General features: G+C 61.8%; 25 protein-coding genes and 1 tRNA gene. 14 read left to right on the top strand and 12 right to left on the bottom strand.

The window, feature by feature from the left end; translation table 11 throughout:
• Nucleotides 1–13 precede the first annotated feature (13 nt).
• The 5 genes from rimM to GRI38_RS05595 all read right to left on the bottom strand — a co-directional run bounded on the left by rimM (nt 14) and on the right by GRI38_RS05595 (nt 3232).
• Nucleotides 14–517, bottom strand: a complete 504-nt coding sequence (rimM, locus tag GRI38_RS05575) for a ribosome maturation factor RimM (RefSeq protein WP_160681900.1) — start codon at nt 515–517, stop codon at nt 14–16.
• An 8-nt stretch (nt 518–525) separates the two neighbouring features.
• Nucleotides 526–1026: a 30S ribosomal protein S16 gene (gene rpsP / locus GRI38_RS05580; protein WP_160681901.1), complete on the bottom strand. Its 501-nt coding sequence runs from the start codon at nt 1024–1026 to the stop codon at nt 526–528.
• Between the two features lie 54 nt (nt 1027–1080).
• Nucleotides 1081–2529 carry a signal recognition particle protein gene (gene ffh, locus GRI38_RS05585; RefSeq protein ID WP_160681902.1) on the bottom strand — a complete coding sequence of 483 codons (1449 nt, stop codon included), beginning with the start codon at nt 2527–2529 and terminating at the stop codon, nt 1081–1083.
• Nucleotides 2530–2766: 237 nt separating this feature from the next.
• Nucleotides 2767–2842: transfer RNA gene (locus GRI38_RS05590), tRNA-Ala, on the bottom strand.
• Nucleotides 2843–2911: 69 nt separating this feature from the next.
• Nucleotides 2912–3232: a TIGR02300 family protein gene (locus tag GRI38_RS05595; protein WP_160681903.1), complete on the bottom strand. Its 321-nt coding sequence runs from the start codon at nt 3230–3232 to the stop codon at nt 2912–2914.
• Between the two features lie 191 nt (nt 3233–3423).
• On the opposite strand from GRI38_RS05595, the gene aroA reads away from it, so the two are divergent.
• From aroA to gloB, 6 genes are all read left to right on the top strand, one after another.
• Entirely contained in the window at nt 3424–4761 is a 1338-nt protein-coding gene (gene aroA / locus GRI38_RS05600) for a 3-phosphoshikimate 1-carboxyvinyltransferase (protein ID WP_237487354.1), read from the top strand.
• Nucleotides 4758–5027 carry a CBU_0592 family membrane protein gene (locus GRI38_RS05605; protein ID WP_160681904.1) on the top strand — a complete coding sequence of 90 codons (270 nt, stop codon included), beginning with the start codon at nt 4758–4760 and terminating at the stop codon, nt 5025–5027. Before aroA ends, GRI38_RS05605 begins: the two co-directional genes overlap by 4 nt.
• Entirely contained in the window at nt 5024–5653 is a 630-nt protein-coding gene (locus tag GRI38_RS05610; RefSeq protein ID WP_160681905.1) for a (d)CMP kinase, read from the top strand. The genes GRI38_RS05605 and GRI38_RS05610 overlap by 4 nt, the downstream gene beginning before the upstream one ends.
• Nucleotides 5654–6041: 388 nt before the next feature.
• A complete protein-coding gene (gene rpsA / locus GRI38_RS05615; protein WP_160681906.1) occupies nt 6042–7745 on the top strand; it encodes a 30S ribosomal protein S1 in 1704 nt (567 codons plus the stop codon).
• Nucleotides 7746–7862: 117 nt separating this feature from the next.
• The gene (locus GRI38_RS05620) at nt 7863–8264 is read left to right on the top strand and encodes a GFA family protein (RefSeq protein ID WP_160681907.1); all 402 of its coding nucleotides are present in this window, start codon (nt 7863–7865) and stop codon (nt 8262–8264) included.
• Nucleotides 8261–9025, top strand: a complete 765-nt coding sequence (gene gloB / locus GRI38_RS05625) for a hydroxyacylglutathione hydrolase (RefSeq protein ID WP_160681908.1) — start codon at nt 8261–8263, stop codon at nt 9023–9025. Before GRI38_RS05620 ends, gloB begins: the two co-directional genes overlap by 4 nt.
• A 9-nt stretch (nt 9026–9034) precedes the next feature.
• Here the strand turns inward: gloB and GRI38_RS05630 are convergent, their stop codons facing one another.
• The 7 genes from GRI38_RS05630 to GRI38_RS05660 form a co-directional block, all read right to left on the bottom strand.
• The gene (locus GRI38_RS05630) at nt 9035–9649 is read right to left on the bottom strand and encodes a flavodoxin family protein (RefSeq protein WP_160681909.1); all 615 of its coding nucleotides are present in this window, start codon (nt 9647–9649) and stop codon (nt 9035–9037) included.
• A gap of 89 nt (nt 9650–9738) precedes the next feature.
• Entirely contained in the window at nt 9739–10302 is a 564-nt protein-coding gene (locus GRI38_RS05635) for a F0F1 ATP synthase subunit B family protein (RefSeq protein ID WP_160681910.1), read from the bottom strand.
• Nucleotides 10295–10789 (bottom strand): F0F1 ATP synthase subunit B family protein, encoded by a 495-nt coding sequence (locus tag GRI38_RS05640; RefSeq protein ID WP_160681911.1) that lies wholly within the window; start codon nt 10787–10789, stop codon nt 10295–10297. The genes GRI38_RS05635 and GRI38_RS05640 overlap by 8 nt, the downstream gene beginning before the upstream one ends.
• An 81-nt stretch (nt 10790–10870) precedes the next feature.
• Nucleotides 10871–11098, bottom strand: coding sequence for a F0F1 ATP synthase subunit C (locus tag GRI38_RS05645; RefSeq protein WP_011414432.1), 228 nt, complete (start codon nt 11096–11098; stop codon nt 10871–10873).
• Nucleotides 11099–11141: 43 nt separating this feature from the next.
• The gene (locus GRI38_RS05650) at nt 11142–11930 is read right to left on the bottom strand and encodes a F0F1 ATP synthase subunit A (protein WP_337191243.1); all 789 of its coding nucleotides are present in this window, start codon (nt 11928–11930) and stop codon (nt 11142–11144) included.
• A gap of 97 nt (nt 11931–12027) precedes the next feature.
• The gene (locus tag GRI38_RS05655; RefSeq protein ID WP_160681912.1) at nt 12028–12345 is read right to left on the bottom strand and encodes an AtpZ/AtpI family protein; all 318 of its coding nucleotides are present in this window, start codon (nt 12343–12345) and stop codon (nt 12028–12030) included.
• Nucleotides 12346–12562: 217 nt separating this feature from the next.
• Nucleotides 12563–15268, bottom strand: coding sequence for a DUF3857 domain-containing protein (locus tag GRI38_RS05660; protein WP_160681913.1), 2706 nt, complete (start codon nt 15266–15268; stop codon nt 12563–12565).
• Nucleotides 15269–15583: 315 nt separating this feature from the next.
• Between GRI38_RS05660 and purB the strand changes: the two genes are divergently transcribed.
• The 8 genes from purB to accD all read left to right on the top strand — a co-directional run bounded on the left by purB (nt 15584) and on the right by accD (nt 22350).
• Nucleotides 15584–16894, top strand: coding sequence for an adenylosuccinate lyase (gene purB, locus GRI38_RS05665; RefSeq protein ID WP_160681914.1), 1311 nt, complete (start codon nt 15584–15586; stop codon nt 16892–16894).
• Nucleotides 16895–16995: 101 nt separating this feature from the next.
• On the top strand, nt 16996–17355 hold the full coding sequence (locus tag GRI38_RS05670; protein WP_160681915.1) for a LapA family protein: 360 nt from the start codon (nt 16996–16998) through the stop codon (nt 17353–17355).
• Nucleotides 17355–18029 (top strand): orotidine-5'-phosphate decarboxylase, encoded by a 675-nt coding sequence (pyrF, locus tag GRI38_RS05675; protein WP_160681916.1) that lies wholly within the window; start codon nt 17355–17357, stop codon nt 18027–18029. The genes GRI38_RS05670 and pyrF overlap by 1 nt, the downstream gene beginning before the upstream one ends.
• Before the next feature lie 70 nt (nt 18030–18099).
• Nucleotides 18100–18735 carry a phosphoribosylanthranilate isomerase gene (locus GRI38_RS05680; protein ID WP_160681917.1) on the top strand — a complete coding sequence of 212 codons (636 nt, stop codon included), beginning with the start codon at nt 18100–18102 and terminating at the stop codon, nt 18733–18735.
• Between the two features lie 10 nt (nt 18736–18745).
• Complete coding sequence (trpB, locus tag GRI38_RS05685; RefSeq protein ID WP_160681918.1) at nt 18746–19984, top strand: tryptophan synthase subunit beta; 1239 nt, start codon at nt 18746–18748, stop codon at nt 19982–19984.
• Between the two features lie 4 nt (nt 19985–19988).
• A complete protein-coding gene (locus GRI38_RS05690; protein WP_160681919.1) occupies nt 19989–20510 on the top strand; it encodes a hypothetical protein in 522 nt (173 codons plus the stop codon).
• A gap of 179 nt (nt 20511–20689) precedes the next feature.
• A complete protein-coding gene (gene trpA, locus GRI38_RS05695; protein WP_160681920.1) occupies nt 20690–21505 on the top strand; it encodes a tryptophan synthase subunit alpha in 816 nt (271 codons plus the stop codon).
• Nucleotides 21502–22350 carry an acetyl-CoA carboxylase, carboxyltransferase subunit beta gene (accD, locus tag GRI38_RS05700; protein WP_160681921.1) on the top strand — a complete coding sequence of 283 codons (849 nt, stop codon included), beginning with the start codon at nt 21502–21504 and terminating at the stop codon, nt 22348–22350. The genes trpA and accD overlap by 4 nt, the downstream gene beginning before the upstream one ends.

The following is a 22350-nucleotide window of genomic DNA, read 5'->3' on the forward strand; positions in this document are numbered from 1 at the left end:
TCCCTGCGGACGATCAGTCGACGAATGCGGCATCCACGGTCAGTGTCTCGTCGTCCCAGTGAGGAACGGCGTCTTCGGTCAGGGGAATCATGAACCGCTTGCCGTCCGGTTTCTCGATCTCGACGATGTCGGTCGCGCCGAAATTCTCGACCGCGACCACTCGACCGACCGCCGCTCCGTCATTCGTCTGAACGGCAAGACCGATCAGGTCGGCATGGTAGAATTCGCCCTCTTCCAGCGGCGGCAAGGTGCTGCGCGATACGGTGAGCAATGTGCCCCGCAGGGCCTCGGCAGCGTTGCGGTCACGCACTTCGGCGAAGCGCGCAATGGCCCCGCCCTTATTGTCCGAGCGCACCTTCGACAGCGTCAGTGCGCCGTCGTTGAAGGAGGGATGCGAGGAGAGCGCCTCGACGCTCTCCCCGAACAGTTTCAGCCGGACTTCGCCTGCAACGCCATGCGCCCCGGCGACCGCCGCGAGGGCAATCGTGCCGGGAGCGGTATCCGGGCGGTCCGGCATGACGCCGATCAGTCCCCAGACTTCTCTTCCAGCGCTTCGTCGACGGTTTCTTCGCTACCTTCGACCGGAGCATCGCTGCTTTCCTCGGTCGATTCCGAAGTCGTTTCGGCTTCTTCCTCGGCCGGAGCGTTCTTGGCTTCTTCTTCGGCAGCCTTCGCAGCTTCCTCGGCTTCGGCAGCCTTAGCAGCCTTTTCCTCGGCCCGCTCGGTAGCCTTTTCGCCCGGCTTCGCCTTGTTGGGGTTGTTGCGTGCCTCGCGCTCGCGAATGCCGGCGGCATCGAGGAAGCGAGCTACGCGATCCGACGGCTGGGCTCCAACGCCGAGCCAGTAACGCGCACGGTCCTCGTCCAGCTTCACGCGGTTGTCGTCATCCTTGGCGAGCAGCGGGTTGTAAACGCCGATCTGCTCCAGATACTTGCCGTCACGCGGCTTGCGGCTGTCCGCAGCAACGATACGGTAATAAGGACGCTTCTTCGCGCCACCACGCGACAGCCTCAATGCAATTGCCATAATCTCTTACCTTTCGAATTTAACAAACTGAAATTATTTGTATTTGAGTGAAATCTATTTCTTGCGACCGCCCATGCCGGGAAAGCCCGGCGGCAATCCGCCAGCACCGCCGCCCATGCCGCCGCCCGGCCCGCCGAGACCTGGCATTGCGGCATCAAGACCGCCCTTGCCGAACAGCGCGCCGAGCCCCTTCAGCCCGCCCATCTTTTTGATCTGCTTCATGGCGCGACCCATTTCCTGATGCATCTTAAGGAGGCGGTTGACGTCCTGCACCTGCGTGCCGGAGCCTGCCGCGACGCGCCGCTTGCGCTTCGCATTGAGCAAGGCGGGGTTCGCCCGCTCCTTCGCGGTCATCGAACCGATGATTGCATCCATGTGGAGCAGCACCCGGTCGTCCATTCCGCTGCCCTGCAGCGCGGCCTTCGCCTTCTTCATGCCCGGCAACATTCCGGCGAGCATACCGAGGCCACCCATCCGGTTCATCTGCTGAAGCTGCATACGCAGATCGTTGAGGTCGAACTGACCTTTCTCCATGCGCTTGGCGAGGGCTTCGGCATCCTCTTCCTTGATGGTCGCCGCAGCCTTCTCGACGAGGCTGACGACATCGCCCATGCCGAGGATGCGCCCGGCAACGCGCTCCGGATCGAAGGCTTCGAGCGCATCGAGCTTCTCGCCCGTGCCGGCGAACTTGATCGGCTTGCCGGTAACATGCCGCATCGACAACGCCGCACCGCCCCGCGCATCGCCATCCATCCGCGTGAGGATCACGCCGGTCAGCGGGACCTCGCCGGAGAAGCTCTGCGCGACATTGACGGCATCCTGGCCGGTCAGCGCATCGACGACGAGCAGCACCTCGGCAGGGTTCGACACGCGCGCGACGGCATTCATCTCCGCCATCAACGCCTCGTCGACGTGAAGGCGGCCGGCGGTATCGAGCAGCAGGACGTCGAAACTCTGCAAACGGCTCGCTTCGAGCGCGCGGCGCGCGATATCGACCGGCTGCTGGCCCTCGATGATCGGCAGCGTCGCGACCTCGGCCTGCTCGCCGAGCACCTTCAGCTGCTCCTGCGCGGCGGGACGCTGCACGTCGAGCGACGCCATCAGCGCCTTCTTGCCATGCTTCTGCTTGAGGTAGCGTGCGAGCTTCGCCGTGCTGGTCGTCTTGCCCGAACCCTGCAGACCGACCATCATCACCACGGCAGGCGGCTTGACGTCGAGTTCGAGTCCTTCGTGGCCCTGCCCGCCGAGCATTTCGACGAGTTCGTCATTGACGATCTTGACGACCTGCTGACCCGGCGTGATCGAACGCAGGACATCCTGACCGATCGCCTTTTCGGTTACCGCATCGATGAAGCGGCGGACGACCGGCAGGGCAACGTCCGCCTCGAGCAGGGCGATGCGCACTTCTCGCATGGCTTCGCGCACATCGGCCTCGCCAAGCGCGCCGCGCCCGCGCAGGCGATCGAACACCCCGCCGAGGCGATCTGACAGATTGTCGAACATGCGCGTTCTCCAAAACCTTGCCGCATGGCAGCGATGCTGCCGCGCAGGCGTTAAATGCCAAAAACGCCGGCGAACGAAACCTCGTTGGCCAGCGTGCGAGGCAAGAATGCCCCGGCTTCTTCGTTTCGTGCTACCGCGCTTTGCGCTACTTGAGCACCTCATGTCCGTGCTTCAGCGCTATGCGCTACCTCAGCACTTTATGTTCCTGACTTCCAGGACCCGCCCGAAGGCGGTGAATGGTGGAGCCTAGCGGGATCGAACCGCTGACCTCAACACTGCCAGTGTTGCGCTCTCCCAGCTGAGCTAAGGCCCCGTGCCATTCCATCTCGCGCCGAAGCGCGAAAGCAGCCCCCTATGCGAGAGGGCCGCCCTTTGCAACAATTTACTCGTCGTCCTTGTCGTCGTCGCCCTTGCCCTTGGACACGCCGAGATCGTCGTCGCCGCCCAGATCGACTTCGTTGTCGGGAGAATCGTCGTCCTCGTCGATATCCTCGAGATCGTCATCGGCCAGGTCGCTGTCGGCCTCGGTATCCTTCTTCTTCTCGTCGTCGAAGGGGATCGGCTGCTTCGACTTGAGGACGGGCTCCGGCTCCCATTCCTCGCCACATTCGATGCAGGTGACGGGATCGTCCTTGTTCAAATCGTAAAAGCGCGTGCCGCATTTCGGGCAGGTGCGCTTCGTGCCCCATTCTGGCTTGACCATTCTCGTTCCTCAAAGCTGGTCCGGACCGCCCGCAGGCTGCCAACCGGACGCAAGAAATTCTCGTGACTGCGATGTCGCTGGCCGGGATTGCCCGCCCGGATTCGCAAAAGCGCGCGCGCCTTGCCATAGGCGGGTCGCACTGTCAAAAGCCGCGCTCATATCGCAACCTCACGCATCTAGGAACGCTGCCCTTGCCCGACAACCCGACACCGCGCAGATTCGCACCGCGCGGCCCCTTGCGCGGCACGATCACGGTCCCCGGCGACAAGTCGATCAGTCACCGCGCGCTCATCTTCGGCGCGCTGGCCGTCGGGAAAAGCAGGATTGCAGGCCTTCTCGAGGGCGAGGACGTGCTCGCGACCGCGGCGGCCATGCGCCAGATGGGGGCGAAGATCGAACGCGATGGCGAGACCTGGGTCGTCGAGGGCGTCGGCGTCGGCAGCCTGCTCGAACCCGAAACCGCGCTCGATATGGGCAATAGCGGCACCTCGACCCGCCTCCTCATGGGTCTCATCGCAGGTCATGCGATCAGCGCGACCTTTATCGGGGATGCCAGCCTTTCGGCCCGCCCGATGGGGCGCGTCATCGAACCGCTCGGGCAAATGGGGGCGAGCTTTACCGCCTCACGCGCGGGCGAACCTCAGGATACGCTGCCGCTGACGATGCGCGGCGCCAATCCCGCCGTGCCGATCACCTACCGGTTGCCCGTCGCCAGCGCACAGGTGAAAAGCGCCATTCTGCTCGCGGCCCTCAATACCGCGGGAACAACGACTGTCATCGAACCGGTCCCGACGCGCGATCACTCGGAACGGATGCTGAAGGGCTTCGGCGCGGCGATCGAAACGGAAACCGTCGCGGAGGAACGCCATATCCGCATCCACGGTCCCGGCGACCTCGCGCCGCAGGACATCGTCGTGCCCGGCGATCCCTCTTCCGCCGCGTTCTTCGCCGTGGCAGCATCCATCGTGCCCGAAAGCGATGTAACGATCCGCAATGTCGGCCTCAACCCGACGCGCAACGGCATCTTCCAGGTGCTGGAAGCGATGGGCGCGGACATCGCTTACGAGGATCGGAGGGAGGTCGGCGGCGAACCGGTCGCGGATCTGCGCGTTCGTCATGCGGAATTGCACGGCGTCGAAGTCGATCCAGCGCTTGCGCCGTCGATGATCGACGAGTTCCCGGTCCTGTTCGTTGCCGCGGCACTCGCCAAGGGAACCACGACCACCAGCGGCCTGCACGAATTGCGGGTCAAGGAGTCCGATCGCCTCGCGACGATGGCTCGTGCTCTCACAGCCGCCGGTGCGCAGGTCGAGGAGCGCGAGGACGGCCTCGTCATCGAGGGAACGGGCGGCACACCGCTGCGCGGCACGGCGAACGAGGGCGTCGCGACGGCGCTCGACCACCGCATCGCCATGAGCATGGCGATTGCCGGCATTGCCAGCCGTGACGGGGTGGAAGTGGACGATACAGGCCCGATCGCGACCAGTTTTCCCGGCTTCGCTGACCTTCTCGAAGGGCTGACGCAATGAACGATCTGGACTGGGCGACGGGCATCGGCTTCATCGGCATGGCCTGCATCATCGCGGCCTATGCCTATCTCACCTGGAAGGACGCGCCCAATCCATACGTCCTGCACGGAACGAACCTCGTCGGCGCTTCGTTGCTGACGGTATCGCTCCTCTATCATACCAACTGGCCTTCGCTCGTTCTGGAAGGCTTCTGGGCGGCGATCGCGATCTACGGCCTCGTGAAAGCGGCGCGTACCGGAAAGAAAGCGCAGGAACGCGAAGCATGATCATCGCCGTCGACGGCCCGACCGCCAGCGGAAAGGGCACGATAGCCAAGGCGCTCGCCGCGCATTACGGGCTGCCGCATCTCGATACCGGACTGCTTTACCGCGCGGTCGGGCGACAGGTGTTCCTCAGCGGAGGGGACCCCGACGATCCCGCCGATGCTCTGGCCGCCTGCGACTTTCCCGAAAAGCTGCTTAAGGATTCGGCGCTGCGCGATGAAGTGACGGGCGGTTTCGCCAGCCGGGTCTCCGTCCATCACGATGTGCGCGAGGCACTGTTCGAGCGGCAGCGCAGCTTCGCATTGCAGGAAGGCGGAGCGGTGCTCGACGGACGCGACATCGGAACGGTGATCGCGCCCGAAGCCGACGTCAAACTGTTCGTGACCGCATCGACCGAGGCACGTGCGAAGCGGCGTCACAAGGAAATGATCGAGCGCGGCACGGACGTTCCCCTCGAAGTGATCGTCGGCGACCTCGAACGACGCGACGAGCGCGACCGCAACCGCGACGAAGCACCGTTGCGTGCGGCGAAGGATGCGGTGATCCTCGATACGTCGGACCTGGACAAGGACGGGGCAATCGCTGCCGCCATCGACGCCGTCGACAAACGATCGGGCCGGGCGAAATAGACCGGGGACGCCGGGCAGGTTTTCCTACTTGTCCGCGATGTGGCAATCCTGCGGGATGCCTCTTTTAAGCACGCTCCGACCTGTCATCCCGATGCTTCGACCGATCCTTTTCCGACCCCGTTTCTTTCGGTCCAAGGACAGTGTTACATGTGTTCCATCGCGTTGGACTTGAGCTGAGTCGTCCTGCTTGCGTTTTGCGTGGTTTTGGACTAGGCGCGCGTCGTTCTTGAAATCACTCAGGCGTTTGACGGAACCTGCGCGTCGGCATCCGGCCGCGTGCGGAATACGGCCCTCTTGGCCCGCTCTCTCGCAATCCCGCGAGGGGCGGAGAAAAGACCCCGGTAAAACCGGTGGCCGGAAATGAACATTGAACTGGAACATTGACCATATGGCAACTGCAGCCAATCCGACGCGCGACGAATTCGAAGCGCTCTTGAACGAACAACTCGGCGGTGCCGACGAAGAGGGCTTCGAAGGCCGCGTCGTCAAGGGCACCGTCACTGCGATCGAGGGCGGCGCCGCTCTCGTCGATGTCGGCCTTAAGAGCGAAGGCCGTATCCCCCTCAAGGAATTCGCCCGCGGCGAAGACGATCACGGCCTTTCGGTTGGTGACGAAGTCGAAGTGTTCGTCGACCGCGTCGAGAATGCCGATGGCGAAGCGATGCTCAGCCGCGACCGCGCCCGCCGCGAAGCCGCGTGGGACAAGCTTGAAAGCGAATTCGGCGAAGGCAAGCGCGTCGAAGGTCGCATCTTCGGCCGCGTCAAGGGCGGCTTCACCGTCGATCTCGACGGCGCCGTTGCCTTCCTGCCCGGCAGCCAGGTCGATATTCGCCCCGTTCGCGACGTAGGTCCTTTGATGGACGTGCCCCAGCCCTTCCAGATCCTCAAGATGGATCGCCGCCGCGGTAATATCGTCGTTTCGCGCCGTGCCGTGCTCGAGGAAACGCGCGCCGAACAGCGCAGCGAACTGATCGATCAGCTGACCGAAGGCCAGGTTACCGAAGGCGTGGTCAAGAACATCACCGATTACGGTGCGTTCGTCGACCTGGGCGGCATCGATGGCCTGCTCCATGTCACCGACATGAGCTACAAGCGGGTCAACCACCCGACCGAAATGATCGAGATCGGCCAGACGCTGACGGTCCAGATCGTGCGCATCAACGAAGATACGCAGCGCATCAGCCTCGGCATGAAGCAACTCGAAAGCGATCCGTGGGACGGCGTTTCGGCGAAGTACCCGGTCGGTGCGAAGTTCACCGGACAGGTCACGAACATCACCGAATACGGTGCGTTCGTCGAACTCGAACCGGGCATCGAAGGCCTCGTTCACGTATCCGAGATGAGCTGGACCAAGAAGAACGTCCATCCGGGCAAGATCGTCTCCACCAGTCAGGAAGTCGAAGTCGTCATCCTCGAAGTGGATTCGGACAAGCGCCGCATCAGCCTCGGCCTCAAGCAGGCTCAGGGTAATCCGTGGGACGATTTCGCAGAGAAGCACCCGGTTGGGTCCAAGGTTTCGGGCGAAGTCAAGAATGCGACCGAATTCGGCCTGTTTATCGGCCTCGAAGGCGACGTCGACGGCATGGTTCACATGTCCGACATCGCATGGGGTATTTCGGGCGAAGACGCACTTGCCCTGCACCGCAAGGGCGAGGAAGTCGAAGCCGTCGTTCTCGACGTCGATGTCGAGAAGGAGCGCATCAGCCTCGGCATGAAGCAGCTCGAAAAGGGTGCGCCCTCGGCCGAAGGTGCAGGCGGCGATCTGCGTCGTGGCCAGACCGTCACCGTCACCGTCCTCGAAGTCCGTGATGGCGGTCTCGAAGTTCAGGTCGGCGAAGATGGTGCGACCGGCTTCATCAAGCGTTCGGACCTCGGTCGCGATCGCGACGAACAGCGTTCCGACCGCTTCCAGCCCGGCCAGAAGGTCGACGCGCTGGTCACCGGCTTCGACCGTTCGAAGAAGCCGAACTTCTCGATCAAGGCGCTGCAGATCTCCGAAGAGAAGCAGGCGGTCGAGCAGTACGGTTCGTCCGATTCGGGTGCGTCGCTCGGCGACATTCTCGGCGAAGCGCTGAAGAAGAGCGACGACTGATCGACGCATCTTCTGACCTCGTTAAACGCGAGGGCACATGAATGATGGAAAGGCCCGTCCGCTCTTAAGGAGCAGGCGGGCCTTTCCTACTCTGGCAGCTTGTGTAGAATTGCGCTCATGCACGCCCATTGCCAATGCGGACAATTATCGGCCGTCGCCCACGGAGAATATGGCAGCGTCGTGTGTCATTGCACCGCCTGCCAAAGGCGCAGCGGCTCACCTTTCGGAATGGCGCTGTATTTCGACGCTGCGAACGTCACTATCTCGGGCGAGGCGACCGAATATGAACGCTCCGCCGATAGCGGCTTGCCCTTCACCTCCGGCTTCTGCCCCGTCTGCGGCACGACGCTTTATCTCAAGACCGCGCGGCACCCCGGCGGCATCGGCATCACCGCAGGCACGCTGGTCGGCAAGCCGATCGGTCCGCCCATGCGTTCGGTGTTCGAAGAGAACCGCCACGACTGGGTGACCCTCCCCCCTGAAACCGCGCGCTTCCCTCGCGGAAGGAATGATAAATGAGCCAACTGCAAGTCCACCAGTTCCCCTGTCTCAGCGACAATTACGGTTTCCTTCTGCACGATCCGGACAGCGGCGAAACTGCGTGCATCGACACGCCAGAGGCGGACGTCATTCTGCGCGAAGCTGAAACGAAAGGCTGGCGCATCACGCAGATCTGGAACACGCATTGGCATCCGGATCATGCCGGGGGAAACGAAGCCATCAAGGAAGCGACCGGTTGTAAGATCACCGCTCCGGCCGCGGAAGCGGAGCGGATCGCAGGGATCGACCGAACGGTCGAGGATGGCGAGATCGTGGCGCTGGGCGATCATCAGGCGCGCGTAATCGATGTCGGTGGACATACGATGGGCCACATTGCCTATTATCTGCCGCAAGATAGCCTCGCATTCGTCGGCGACAGCGTCTTCGCATTGGGCTGCGGACGCATGTTCGAGGGATCGCCCGAACAATTCTGGCAGAGCCTCGAACGGATCAAGGCCCTGCCCCAAGACACGACGCTGTATTGCGCGCACGAATATACGCAAGCGAACGCCAAGTTCGCGCTCCATGCCGATCCGGACAATACTGCGCTCGCGGCTTATGCGAAGGAAGTCGACGAGGCGCGCCGACGCGGAGAAGCGACGGTCCCGACCACTCTTTCCCGCGAGATGGCGACCAATCCCTTCCTTCGCGCCGATAGCGATGACATGCGTGAGCGGTGGGGCGGCAATGCCCCGCACGAGACCTTTGCCGCCCTGCGTTCCGCGAAGGACGCGTTCTAGTCTGACGGCCTATTCGTGGCCCGGATAGGGGTTATCCTTCAACAGCCGGGCAAGATGGGCGGCATTGTCCGCCACCATGCCGGCAGTCTGGTCGACCTTTTCCGGGGTCTTGTCGAGATCCTTGAAGTCGGTGCCATGCATGGCCTCGCCGACCCAGTAGCACGCGGCGACCGAGGGAATGGTCCAGCCCGTATCGTTCAACGCCTGGAAGAGTTGGGAACTGCTCCAATGCGCTCCGTCTTCATTGCCGACGATCGCGGCCACGGCGACCTTGCCATAGCTTGGCATCCGGCCCTTGTCGTCCGTATCGGTAAGGAAAGCATCCATGCGCTCTAGCACGCGCTTGGCGATGGAGCTGATCTGGCCCATCCAGATTGGGCCGCCGAAGATGAGAATGTCGTGCGCCTTGATCTTTTCGAGCAATTGGGGCCAGTCGTCGCCCTCGCCCTCGTCATTCGTAACGCCCGGCAAGACGTTGTAATCTGCAACCCGGATGGTCTCGGACAGCGTGACGTCGCGCGCTGCGAACTTCTTTTTCAGAACCTCGATCATCGCATCGGTCGAGCTCGGCTCGCCGCTCGATTTCTTCAGCGAACAGTTAAAGGCGATTGCGGAAACGGTCATATAGGAACTCCTCTTTCATAAGGAGTCACGCATGAACCGCCGCCTTCGTTCCTAATTTCGCAATTGAATGCGAAATGAGCCGCTCTCGATCAGATGCTGGAAATAATGCTGTCGGCCAGTTTGCTGTCAGCTGTTGCATCGTGGCGTTCGGCAATGAGATTGCGCGAAGCCTGGGCTGCGGCCATGGCAGCCTTGGCTTGAACACCGGCAATCGCTTCGCGTTCGGCGGCAGCAATCGTATCTTCCGCCATGCGCTTGCGCCGTTCTATCATCGCCGCGCTGTCCGCTTCGGCCTTGTCGAGAACGCTCGCAGCTTCGCGGCGGGCGTTGTCCATCATGGCCTCCGCATCCTTCTCGGCATTGGCGATCTTCGCGCTGTACTCGTCACGCAGGGCTTCCGCCTCGGCCCGCAAATTCTTTGCCTCGTCGAGCTGCTCGCGGATCGCGGCAATCTTGGCGTCGAGCCCGCCGGTGATCATGCCGGGGACTTTCTTCCAAATGGCGATCGCGATCAGCACCAGCATCGCAATCGCGACGATCTGGTAAGGCTCCATCCCGAACAGGCTGGGATCGGCATGCGCAGCCGCGCCGCCATGCGTTTCGGTCGTCGCTTGCGTCGGAGTGTCCGAAAAGATTTCGGGGGTGTTAGCCATGCTGCAATGCCTTTTCTACCGAGCTTTTCGCCGCCGCAGCAGGGACGTTGATACCGGCAAGACGCTGCACGATGTCCTGCGTCGCCTCGACCGCCACTGCTTCAATTTCCGACATTGCGGCTTCGCGGGCTTTGGCGATACGCGCTTCTGCCTCGTTCACTTGTGCATCGAGCCGCTTCTGCGCCTCTGCCAGCTTGCGTTCGTTGGTTGCCGCCGCTTCCGCCTTGGCTTCCGCCACGATTGCCTGTGCATTGGCACGGTTCTCGTTCTCGCGCTTACGCCAGGTTTCCTCTTCCTCGTCGGCTGCATCACGAGCCGCTTTCGCTGCGGCGAGATCGCCAGCGATCTTGTCGTTGCGGTCCTGCACCGTCGCCATGGCCTTGGGCACCATTCCCCGTCCGACGAAGAAGAAGGTAATACCGAAGAATATCAAGAGCCAGAAGATCTGGCTTGAATAGGTCTCGGCGAGCTGTGCTATCTGGGGCATCGAACGGCTTTCCGTTGATATGCGAGGAAATTGTGCTGCCGGACCGGAAACTTTGCCAACCGGTCCGGCAGCACGAACGTCTTAGGCGACGAAGATCAGGATCATCGCGACGACGAATGCCAGCAGGCCGAGAAGTTCGGCAGCGGCGAAGCCGATGAACAGGCGACCCTGCTGGCCGTCTGCGGCGCCCGGGTTGCGCAGTGCGCTTTCGAGGAAGGAACCGAATACGTTACCCACGCCGATGGCGGCCATACCGGCACCGATAGCGGCGAGACCTGCGCCTACGAGCTTTGCAGCTTCTGCGTCCATTGTAATAACTCCTTGTTGAAAATCGTGACTGTTTGGAAACGGATTAGTGAAGGTTCTCTGCATCGTTGATGTAAAGCGATGTCAGCAGGGCGAAAACATAGGCCTGGATACCGGCCACGAGGATTTCCAGCGCGCTGATACCGATCATCAGGATGAAGCTCGGCAAGCCGACGAGCAGGCCGAAACCCGCACCGGCATTGGTTCCGTCGATGACGAAGCTGGAGAGAACCTTCAACAGGACGTGGCCGGCCATCATCGCGACGAACAGTCGCAAAGCAAGGCTGAACGGGCGCACGAGGAAGGAAATAAGCTCGATCGGGAAAATGATCGGGATCATCGGCAGCGGCGTACCGTGGGGAACGAACAGGCTGAAGAAGTGGAAGCCGTGCTTCGCGAAGCCGACGATGAGCACGATCGAGAAACTGATGATCGCCAGAACGCCGGTGACGGTGAAGTGGCTGGTAAAAGTGAACGGGTGCAGGCCGAGAACGCCGACCGGAAGCAGGCCGAGCAGGTTGGCGAACAGGATGAACATGAACAGCGAGAAGATGTAGGGCACGTATTTGCGCCCCGCCTTGCCGACATTCGCCTCCAGCATGTCGTCGATGAAACCGGTGAAGGTCTCGACCGCCATCTGCCAGCGTCCAGGAACGAGCTCGCGCTTCATTCCGCCGGCGACGAACACGGCGAGCAGGATGGTCGTGATCGCCATCCATAATGCGCTGTTGGTGAAGGCGATGTTGAAGCCGGCGATTTCCCAGCCATCAGAACCCATCAGGGGTTCGATGGTGAACTGGTACATCGGGTCCACCTTAGCTTCCTGACCTGCCACGCTCTTGCTACCCCAATCAGGGACACGGGTTCATTGAGCCCCTGTCCGCTTGCTTCGACCTTGCCCCGCCGTGAGGCCGAGCATTCGGCCTTCACTGTCAATCGGGGCGCTTGTTCGCCATTCGAAATATGTTCCTGAAGGCCACGATTATTCCGAGGAACAACCCGACCAACAGACCCCAGGGTGTCGTCCCAGCGAAGTAATCCACCACGCCGCCAATCACCACTCCGCCCAATATGCCGCCGAGAAGATCGGCAAGAACACGGTTGCCGCTGCGGTAATTCGCATCGGCGCCCGTAATCTTCGGCCGGTTGCGGCTTTCTTCCCGCTCGTTGGCGGCAGCGAGCCGCTTCTCGAGTGCGTCGATCCGCGCATCCTCAGCAATGGGCTCTCGCGCGGGCTTCTCATCGCTCATACCGTATTCCTCCTCGTCGGGACCTCGCCGGAAGGCGAAGCTCCTTTCACAAGATGAAACGACGATACAGGCAAAAAGCTGCCCGCCAAGGGCGCCGCTCCATTAGAAGGGGGTTCATCCCAAGTCAACCGGCGAAGGCCCGATACCGGACCGCTTTTCGCAGCACATCGCCGCCCTGCCCGGCTTTGCCCAAATCTATTGTCCGGTATCGTTTCGGCTAGAGCCCCCAGGCGCCGTAAATGACTGCGATATTCGGCGATTTGGCGAGCGCACGATCAACGTCCTGCTGGCCCGAGGCATCACCGTTAGCAAGGCGCACAACGCCGCGCATATACTCGATCTCTGCGACCCGCGTGCCGTTGCCGAGCGCCGCATCATAGTCGGCCAAGGCCTTGTCGATTTCTCCGGAACGGTAGAAGGCAAGCGCGCGACTATCGAGATTTTGTGGGGAATAGCCCGATTTGGTCACCGCTTCGTCGCATGCCGACATGACCTCTGCATTGACGCGGTCCCACGTGCCGCCGTGCCAGCAGATCGCGTTGAGCACGTTGCTATCTCCCGGACGATCCGCAGCGATCGACGTCAGAATGGCGTAGGCTTCGTCATGCTTGCCTTCATAGTCGAGCGCCAGCGCCTCGAACAGTTCGGCCTGATGCGTCTCTTCCACAAGATCATAATAGTCGTCGACGAGGTCCGCCATTTCATCGGTGCGACCGAGTTCGGCAAGTAGCGGCAGCTGCGCAAAATAGCTTGCGCCGGTGCGTTCCATCTCCTCCGCCGTCCGGTAATCGACGATCGCACCCTTCAGATCGCCGAGATTGGTCTTGTCCTGAGCCCGGGCGAAGTAAAGATACTGCTCCGGAGAGCGCTCGATTGCGGTGTCCAGATCCTCCTTCGCACCGGCGAAATCGAGAATCGAGCGGCGATATTCGGCCCGGTTCCACAAAATCGACACGTCGTCGGAGTCTGCGGCTTTCACGAGCTTGGCGAACGCATCGTCGATCGCTGCCAGCTGCTTCCTGTCAGACCCGCGATAATCCCAGCTGCGCCGGACGTCCGCGGGTGCCTTGATTTCGGGCATCGCGCGGCGAAGGCTGCGCACTTCGCGTTTCGCCGCCGTTAATTCCGCTGCATCGAGCTCGGTCTTCATGGATCGGAGCGACTGACGCATCGTAAAAAACTGACCATCGAGCGACGATGTACCCTTCGATTCGTATCCGCCGACGGTTTCGTCGATCTGTTGTTCGCCCGACAGCGCGAATCCGGTTGCTTTCGGCAGTTTCACGACGACGTCGGCCGTCTGGTAAAGGGGTCCGTTCAGCGCCAGCGGCAGGTCCCGCCATTCCGCCTTCGTTCGATCCGAATCGAAATCGAGATCGCCCGCGACCTGCCCCGGCGGAGTGAACTGCATGCGCTCGCGTTGCTCGCTCCAGGCTGATTTCGCGAGGCCGGTGGCCGTCACGCGCGCAGTCCCGGCAGCGTCGTCGAAGGAAATCGAGAAATCGGTAAGGTGATTCTCCCCGACATAGCCCGCCAGCATTCCGGACAGCGTTTCCTTCTTCGTATCTTCATCGGGTTGCGATTCGATCTGCCGCCAGAACGCTGCATAGGGTCCGAGGATCGTGACATCAGCGGAAAACAGCATCGGCACGTCCACCCCGGCGCTGTAATCGAGCATCAGGCGTGTCTGGTTGATCGGGTTTTGCAGCGGACGCTCGGTCATCGCCATCAGGTCCGCTCCGCCCGCGACGAGCGGCAGAGCATAGTGAAACCGAGGAACCGCTTCGATATTCGCAAGTCGGCTACCGGTGTTGGTGCCATCGAGCCAATATGATTCGCCGTCGATCTCCGCGCGCACGATCATGTGATCGAAAGCCGCGGGCATGGGCACGAACTCGCTCACGGCATCCCCTTCAGTGCTCTGGACGAGAACGATGTCCCCATCGACATCGAGTTCGCGCAACATCGCGAGCAACAGGAGAGACTTGGCCTTGCAATCGCCATAGCGCGATTGCCAGGTTTCTTCAGGCGACTGGGGAAGATAGTTGCCCCCGTCCATCCCGTTGGCGAGGTAACTGATCTCGTCCTGGACGAGTTGCAGCGCCGCCGCGGCGCGCGCCTTGGCGCCATTGTGTTCTGCCGCGATCCTGGCGACCGCATCGGCAATCTCGCTACCCGGTGCGATCAGTCCTTCCGTCGCAAAATGCGGCGCCATGACCTTCGAGACTTCCCGCCAGTCGGCGAAAGTGCTCGCCTGCAACTGCGGCATAATGCGGAAACGCGCCGGAGCGTCAGAGGGGATCGGCTCCATCTCATCTCCGGGAACGTCTTCCCAGATATAGTAAAATCCGTCCTTCAGCACCGGCTCGACGGTTCGGCGCGAACCGAAGCCTTCGATGTTGACGGCGAGGCCCTTCGGCCAGCTGATGGCGATCTCTCCCTCGCGGATTACGTTTTCCTGGAACGGTATGTGTTCGCGGAGCTGGATTTCCTTGCCCATCGCCTGATCGCTGAGGGTGATGGAATGGGAGAGGCGAACGATGTCGCCGATCTGCGCGCCCGGAACGCTCATCGTCGCGGTCAGAAGACCGCTCAAGACGCGGCTTTCCAACTGCGCTTCCCGGCGGATGACGTCGAATTTCGCGCCACCGGCCAGCAAGTCGATGGCCTTCCCGTCACGGATGAGTTCGACGCTATTCACCGTCAGGTCGCCCTTGTCCGGCAGCCAGTTCGCCTGCAGATTGCCGAACGCGGTAAGCGCTTGCGGCGTAGATAGAGCGAACGCGATATCTGTGAAGTGCGTCACCCTGCCTTCTTCGAGACGTATCTGACGGTCATAGAGAACGATCGGATTGCCCGTTTCCGCTTTTTCGTCCGTAATGTCCTCGATCTCGACCCAGGAAGGGGCCGGTCCGTAAAGCACCGTATCTCCTGCGAAGGCCGGTGAAGCGATGAATCCTAAAAGCGAAGTTCCCGAAAGGGCCGAAAAAAGAAGCGACGTCCTGCGCACGATGAATTCCCCTGTGTAATCGTCACGGAGACTAACACGGCCCAGTCAAACGACAAGTAACGAATGAGGTTAGGATTCCCGTAACGACGCAATTCAGGAGCGCGGGCATGGACTCTGTTTATCGGCGGAAACAGGCAAGTCCGCCGCTTGCAAAACCGTCAGGCGCCTTTTAGCGCGCGGAAAACTCGACCCCACCTTCAATCTGTCTTTGTACAAAGGAACCGCACCATGGTGCCCCGCTACGCCCGCCCGCAAATGACAGAACTCTGGGAACCGGAGGCGAAATACAGGATCTGGTTCGAGATAGAGGCTCACGCCACGCAGAAACTAGGAGAGCTGGGCGTCGTGCCGCAAAGCGCTGCGAAAGCCTTGTGGGACTGGTGGGAAACGAAGCCGAAGATCGACGTCGCAGCGATCGACGCCATCGAAGCGGTTACAAAGCACGACGTTATCGCCTTTCTTACCTGGGTGGCCGAACAGGTCGGCGACGAAGCGCGCTTCATGCATCAGGGAATGACGTCGAGCGACGTCCTCGATACGACGCTCGCGGTGCAGCTTGACCGGGCGAGTGCCATCCTGCTCGCCGACCTCGACGATCTGCTCGATGCCCTTCGCCGCCGGGCCGAGGAACACAAATACACGGCGACGATCGGACGTAGCCACGGCATCCATGCCGAGCCGGTAACCTTCGGACTGAAGCTTGCCCAGGCCTATGCCGAGTTCGATCGATGCAAGACGAGGCTAGAGGCAGCGCGCAAGGAAATCGCCACTTGCGCCATCTCCGGTGCAGTCGGGACCTTCGCGAATATCGACCCGCAAGTTGAGACCTATGTCGCCGAGCAGCTGGGTCTGACGCCCGAGCCGATCAGCACTCAGGTCATTCCGCGCGATCGCCACGCGATGTATTTCTCGACCCTTGCCGTCATTGCCGGATCGATCGAGCGACTGGCCGTCGAGATCCGGCACTTGCAGCGAACCGAAGTTCTCGAAGCGGAGGAGTATTTCTCGCCGGGTCAGAAGGGTTCGAGCGCAATGCCGCACAAGCGCAATCCGATCCTTACGGAAAACCTGACTGGCCAGGCTCGCATGATCCGAGCCTATGCCTTGCCCGCATTGGAGAACGTGGCGCTCTGGCACGAACGCGATATTTCCCACTCATCCGTGGAGCGGTTCATCGGACCCGATGCGACCATCACGCTGGATTTCGCGCTTGCTCGGCTGACGGGCGTGATCGACAAGTTGCTCGTCTATCCGGAGCGGATGCAGAAGAACCTCGACCGGATGGGCGGGCTCGTTCATTCTCAGCGCGTCCTGCTGGCGCTGACGCAGGCAGGCGTCAGCCGCGAGGACGCCTACGCCATCGTTCAGCGCAATGCGATGAAGGTGTGGGAGTCGGACGGTGCGCTATCCCTACTCTCCCTTCTCAAGCAGGATGAGCAGGTTAGGAATGCCCTCAGCGAGCAGCAACTCGAGGAAAAGTTCGACCTCGACTATCACTTCCGGCAGGTGGACACGATTTTCGAACGGGTTTTCGGTTGAGCGCACATAAAGGTTCGGCTGCGAGTCGACTGGACCAAAGGGCCGCATCGGCCTAGGCTCCCCCGGTAGCCAAAACGACCGGAAGGAGCGCCGACCAGACCATGCAGATCATCCGCACGATCCTGTGGCTTCTCATCCTTGCCGCGCTGCTGTTGTTCAGCTGGGCCAACTGGAGCCCGGGCGTCACCGTTCGCATCTGGGAAGGGATCGTCGTCGATACCCGCCTGCCTGCGGTCGTGCTGCTGTCCTTTTTGGCCGGTCTCGTGCCGATGTGGCTCTATCATCGCGGGGTCAAATGGCGGCTGAGCCGCCGAATGAAGGCTCTCGAAGAGGCGACCCGCGTGTCTGCGATTTCGCCCAGCCCCTCGCCCGTTGCGCCGACTACCGACGAGCCGGCCCTGCACGACCGGGACGATGCTGGTGCGACGGCTACGCCCAACGATCGACCGGCGCTTCCCTGATGAGCAACCCGATATTCGTCGCGCTCGACCTGCCGCAGCTTGACCCTGCACTCGCCCTGTTAAAGCAGGTGAAGGCTCATGTCGGCGGCGTAAAACTGGGGATGGAATTCTTTTACTCGCACGGGGCAAGCGGCGTTCGCGACGTCGCCAATATCGGACTGCCGATCTTTCTAGATCTCAAGCTGCACGACATCCCCAATACGGTCGCGGGCGCCATGCAGGCCATCCATGCACTCGAACCCGCCATAGTCACGGTTCATGCAAGCGGAGGTCGCGCAATGATGGAAGACGCAAAGGCGGCAGCGGGAGAACATTGCAAGGTCGTGGGCGTGACGCTTCTCACGAGCATGGATGAGCGCGATCTGGCCCGAACAGGCGTGACCGGATCACCGCACGATCAGGTGATGCGCCTTGCCGAACTGGCTGAAAGTGCGGGGCTCGACGGCATCGTGTGCTCGGGTCGTGAAGTCGGCGCTGTCCACAAGCAATGGCGCAAGGGGTTTTTCGTCGTGCCCGGCCTGCGCCCGTCGGGCAAGGCGAGCGGTGACCAGAAAAGGGTCGTCACGCCGCGGCAGGCCCGCGACGACGGCGCGAGCGTCCTCGTCATTGGGCGTCCGATCACACGGGCGGAGGATCCTGCCGCCGCGGCGCGGGAGATCGAAGGAACGCTGTAAGCCCCCTTCCTGTTACCGTGCCCTATCGCTATCTGCCGCTCATGCAATTCATCCCCTCCGAGACCAAGTCATGACCGCGCCCCTCATCAAGATTTGCGGGCTGTCGACGACGGAGACGATCGAGGCGTCGCTGGATGCCGGTGCTTCGCATATCGGCTTCGTCCATTTCGAGCCGAGTTCGCGGCATCTCTCGCTTGACGACGCGGCACGGCTGCGCCGTTGCGTCTCTTCCGACCGCAAGGCCGTCCTGCTGCTTGCCAATGCCGATCCGCATACGACCGCTACGGCAATCGATCGCATACGGCCGGATGTCGTGCAGTTTCATGGCCGGGAAACGCCCGAATGGGTCGGCCTCGTCCGGCAGCAGGCAAAAGTCGAAGTCTGGAAAGCCGTCGGCCTGCGCGAACCTGCGACGCTCAAGCGAGCCGGCAAGTGGAAGGGCAAGGTCGACCGCCTGCTCTACGATGCTCCGGCCAAGGCGTTGCCCGGCGGAAACGGAGAGGCGTTCGACTGGAACTGGCTATCGGATCACGATCACGAGATCGACTGGGGCCTCGCCGGAGGACTGACGCCCGAGAATGTCGCCCGAGCGATCCGCACGACCGGTGCGCCTCTCGTCGATACCTCTTCCGGCGTGGAAAGCGCGCCGGGCGTCAAGGATGTGGACTTGATCCGGTCCTTCTGCGAAGCGGCATTGCAATCCTGAAGGGCCGGACATGACCGAGAACACCCCCAATTCCTTCCGCAACCAGCCTGACGAGCGCGGGCATTTCGGCGACTATGGCGGGCGCTACGTCGCCGAGACGCTGATGCCGCTCGTCCTCGATCTTGAGCGGGAATATCGCAAGGCGCAGGCCGATCCCGAATTCCAGCGCGAGTTCGACGATCTTCTCGAGCATTATGTCGGGCGCCCCTCCCCCCTGTATTTCGCGGAACGGCTGACCGAATCGCTGCGCGAGGACGCCGACGAAGGAATGGGCGCGCAGGTCTGGTTCAAGCGCGACGAGCTTAATCATACCGGCGCGCACAAGATCAACAATTGCATCGGTCAGATCCTGCTCGCCATGCGAATGGGCAAGACCCGCATCATCGCCGAGACGGGGGCGGGCCAGCACGGTGTCGCAACGGCGACGGTCTGCGCACGCTTCGGCCTGCCCTGCGTCATCTACATGGGTGCGACCGACGTTGCCCGCCAACAGCCGAACGTGTTCCGCATGAAGTTGCTCGGCGCACAGGTCGTGCCGGTGACGAGCGGTCGTGCGACCTTGAAAGATGCGATGAACGAGGGGCTGCGCGACTGGGTCGCGAACGTTCACAACACCTTCTACATCATCGGCACAGCGGCAGGCCCCCACCCCTATCCCGAACTCGTCCGCGACTTCCAGAGCGTGATCGGCAAGGAAGCCCGCGCGCAGATGCAGGACCGCATCGGTCGCTTGCCCGACCTGCTGGTCGCGGCGATCGGCGGCGGCTCGAATGCGCTGGGACTTTTTCATCCCTTCCTCGACGATCCGGACGTGAATATGCTCGGCGTCGAGGCGGCAGGCCACGGCCTCGACGGTGACGAGCACGCGGCGAGCCTGCTCGGCGGCTTTCCCGGCGTGCTCCACGGTAACAAGACTTACTTGCTGCAGGACGAGGACGGCCAGATCACCGAAGGCCACTCGATCAGCGCCGGCCTCGACTATCCCGGTATCGGTCCCGAACACGCCTGGCTCAAGGACACGGGCCGCGTCGAATACACCGCGATTACCGACGAAGAAGCGCTGGATGCCTTTCAGCTGCTCTGCCGAACCGAGGGCATCATCCCCGCGCTCGAGCCGAGCCACGCGATCGCAGCGGTGGCCAAGCGCGCGAAGCAAATGCCGAAAGATAGCGTGATCCTCGCGAACCTCTGCGGCCGGGGGGACAAGGACATCTTCACCGTTGCCGAGCGGCTCGGGGTGGAGATGTGACGCGTTGACCAACGCTTTTCGCCAAAAGCTTCTAAATTACGCCAGTAGTATGGTTCTTGGCTTGGCCTTTCTGGGGCTATCATTACTGATCGAAATCTACGTGAATTCTGAAAATGTGTTCCGTTTCACCAACGCGAATATGTTAGAGTATCGCGCTCAAACGGCGGCTTGGGCTACTAGCAATTCGATTGCCATTTTCTTGGTTATAATGATTCCCGTATTCGTCTGGCACATGGGTGATTTTGTCTTGCGAGCAGTGCCGTCGCGACCTTGGATAAGGCAGATCTCCGCATATCGCAGCCTTTTGACGCTGCTTTTTTTCGTCATCATTGGAGGGCTGATTATTCATTCCGGCGTTCTGGCAACATTGCATTGTCCGATAGATGACCCCGACGACAACTTTATTGTGCTTTGCACGCCTTCGCCTGTCAGAGGGATGTTGCCATTGGTTTTGATCCCCTCAATCCTTCTGTCCGTATTGGCCTTGATTAAACTGTCCCTGGGGATTTCTTCACGCTTCGGATGACGCTGGCAATCCGTATTCGATACAATGTGTCCTACTACGACATACGTCTGGCATACGGACGGAATGATGCTAACCGACTCCTTGCCTACCCTCCCATATGCATGCCCATTCAAGCCCTATTCGTTTTCGCCTCATACCGTGTTCCACGTGTTCCATCCTGTAGGACTTAGCTTCTCGCAATGAGCATATCCCCCCGCCTCTCCAGCGCCTTCGCCAAGCGCCACCCCGCGCTCGTGTGCTTCCTCACCGCGGGCGACGGTGACACTGCGGCCAATCTTGACGCGCTGGTCGAGGGAGGTGCGGATGTGATCGAGCTCGGCATGCCGTTCACCGATCCGATGGCGGACGGCCCCGCGATCCAGAACGCGAACATCCGCTCGCTCGGCAATGGCACGACCACGGCGGACGTATTCGCTATCGCTGCCGCATTCCGGCAGCGGCATCCCGAAACGCCACTGGTACTGATGGGTTACGCCAACCCCATGATCCGGCGCGGCCCGGAGTGGTTCGCCGACCGATGCGAAACCGCCGGCGTCGACGGGGTGATCTGCGTCGACATCCCGCCCGAGGAAGACGAGGCGCTCGGCCCGGCGCTGCGCTCGGCCGGGGTGGCTCCGATCCGGCTCGCCACGCCCACCACCCATACGAAACGCCTTCCTGCGGTCATTGAGGGTAGCCAGGGCTTTCTCTATTACGTCTCCGTCGCCGGGATCACCGGCAAGCAGCAGGCAGCTCAAGCGAGCATCGAGGAGGCCGTGGCGCGCCTGAAAGCGGCGACCGACCTGCCCGTCGCCGTCGGGTTCGGCGTGCGCACGCCCGAACAGGCCAGCGCCATTGCGATGGTCGCGGACGGTGTCGTCGTCGGCTCCGCCCTCGTCGAACTGGTCGCGGAACATGGGTCCGACGCGCCGAAACATCTCAAAGCCCTGACGGCGAGCCTTGCCAACGCGGTGCATAATGCGCGAAAGGCCTCGCAGAAAGAAGAAAACGCATGAACTGGTTGACCCGCGCGCGCAACGCCCTCCCCTTCCTCGGCAAGCGTGACACGCCCGATAATCTCTGGACCAAATGTCCCGCCTGTCAGGAAATGCTGTTCACGAAGGACTACGAGGAGAACCTCTCGGTCTGCCCGAAATGCGATTATCATGGACGCATCGGGGCGGATCGGCGTCTCGCCCTGCTGCTCGACGAAGGATATGAAGTCCTGTCGCAGCCCGACGTGCGCGAGGACCCGCTGAAGTTTCGCGACACGAAGAAGTATACGGAGCGGCTGAAGCAGGCGCGCGCCGCCAATCCGCATCGCGATGCTTTCACCGCTGCTGCCGGAACGATCGACAACCGCCCGGCGGTGGTCGGGGTTCAGGATTTCGGCTTCATGGGCGGATCGATGGGCATGGCGGTGGGCGAGGCCTTCTGCAAAGGCGCCGAAGAAGCGCTGAAGCGGCGCTGCGCCTATGTCGTGGTGACCGCCGCCGGTGGCGCACGGATGCAGGAAGGCATCCTCAGCCTCATGCAGATGCCCAAGGCCACCGTCATGACGCGGCGCCTCAAGGAAGCGGGATTGCCTTATATCGTCGTGTTGACCGACCCGACGACGGGCGGCGTTACGGCGAGTTACGCGATGCTGGGCGATATCCATATCGCCGAACCGGGCGCGCTCATCGGTTTTGCAGGACAGCGCGTCATTCAGGATACGATCCGCGAGCAACTGCCCGATGGGTTCCAGCGAGCCGAGTACCTCCACAGACATGGAATGGTCGACATGGTGGTCGACCGGCATGAGTTGAAGGGTACGCTGGCCGATCTTCTCGAATATCTGGAACCGGCAGAAGCCGCCTGA

It is taken from the genome of Parapontixanthobacter aurantiacus (assembly GCF_009827635.1).
In the GTDB taxonomy this organism is placed as follows: domain Bacteria; phylum Pseudomonadota; class Alphaproteobacteria; order Sphingomonadales; family Sphingomonadaceae; genus Parapontixanthobacter; species Parapontixanthobacter aurantiacus.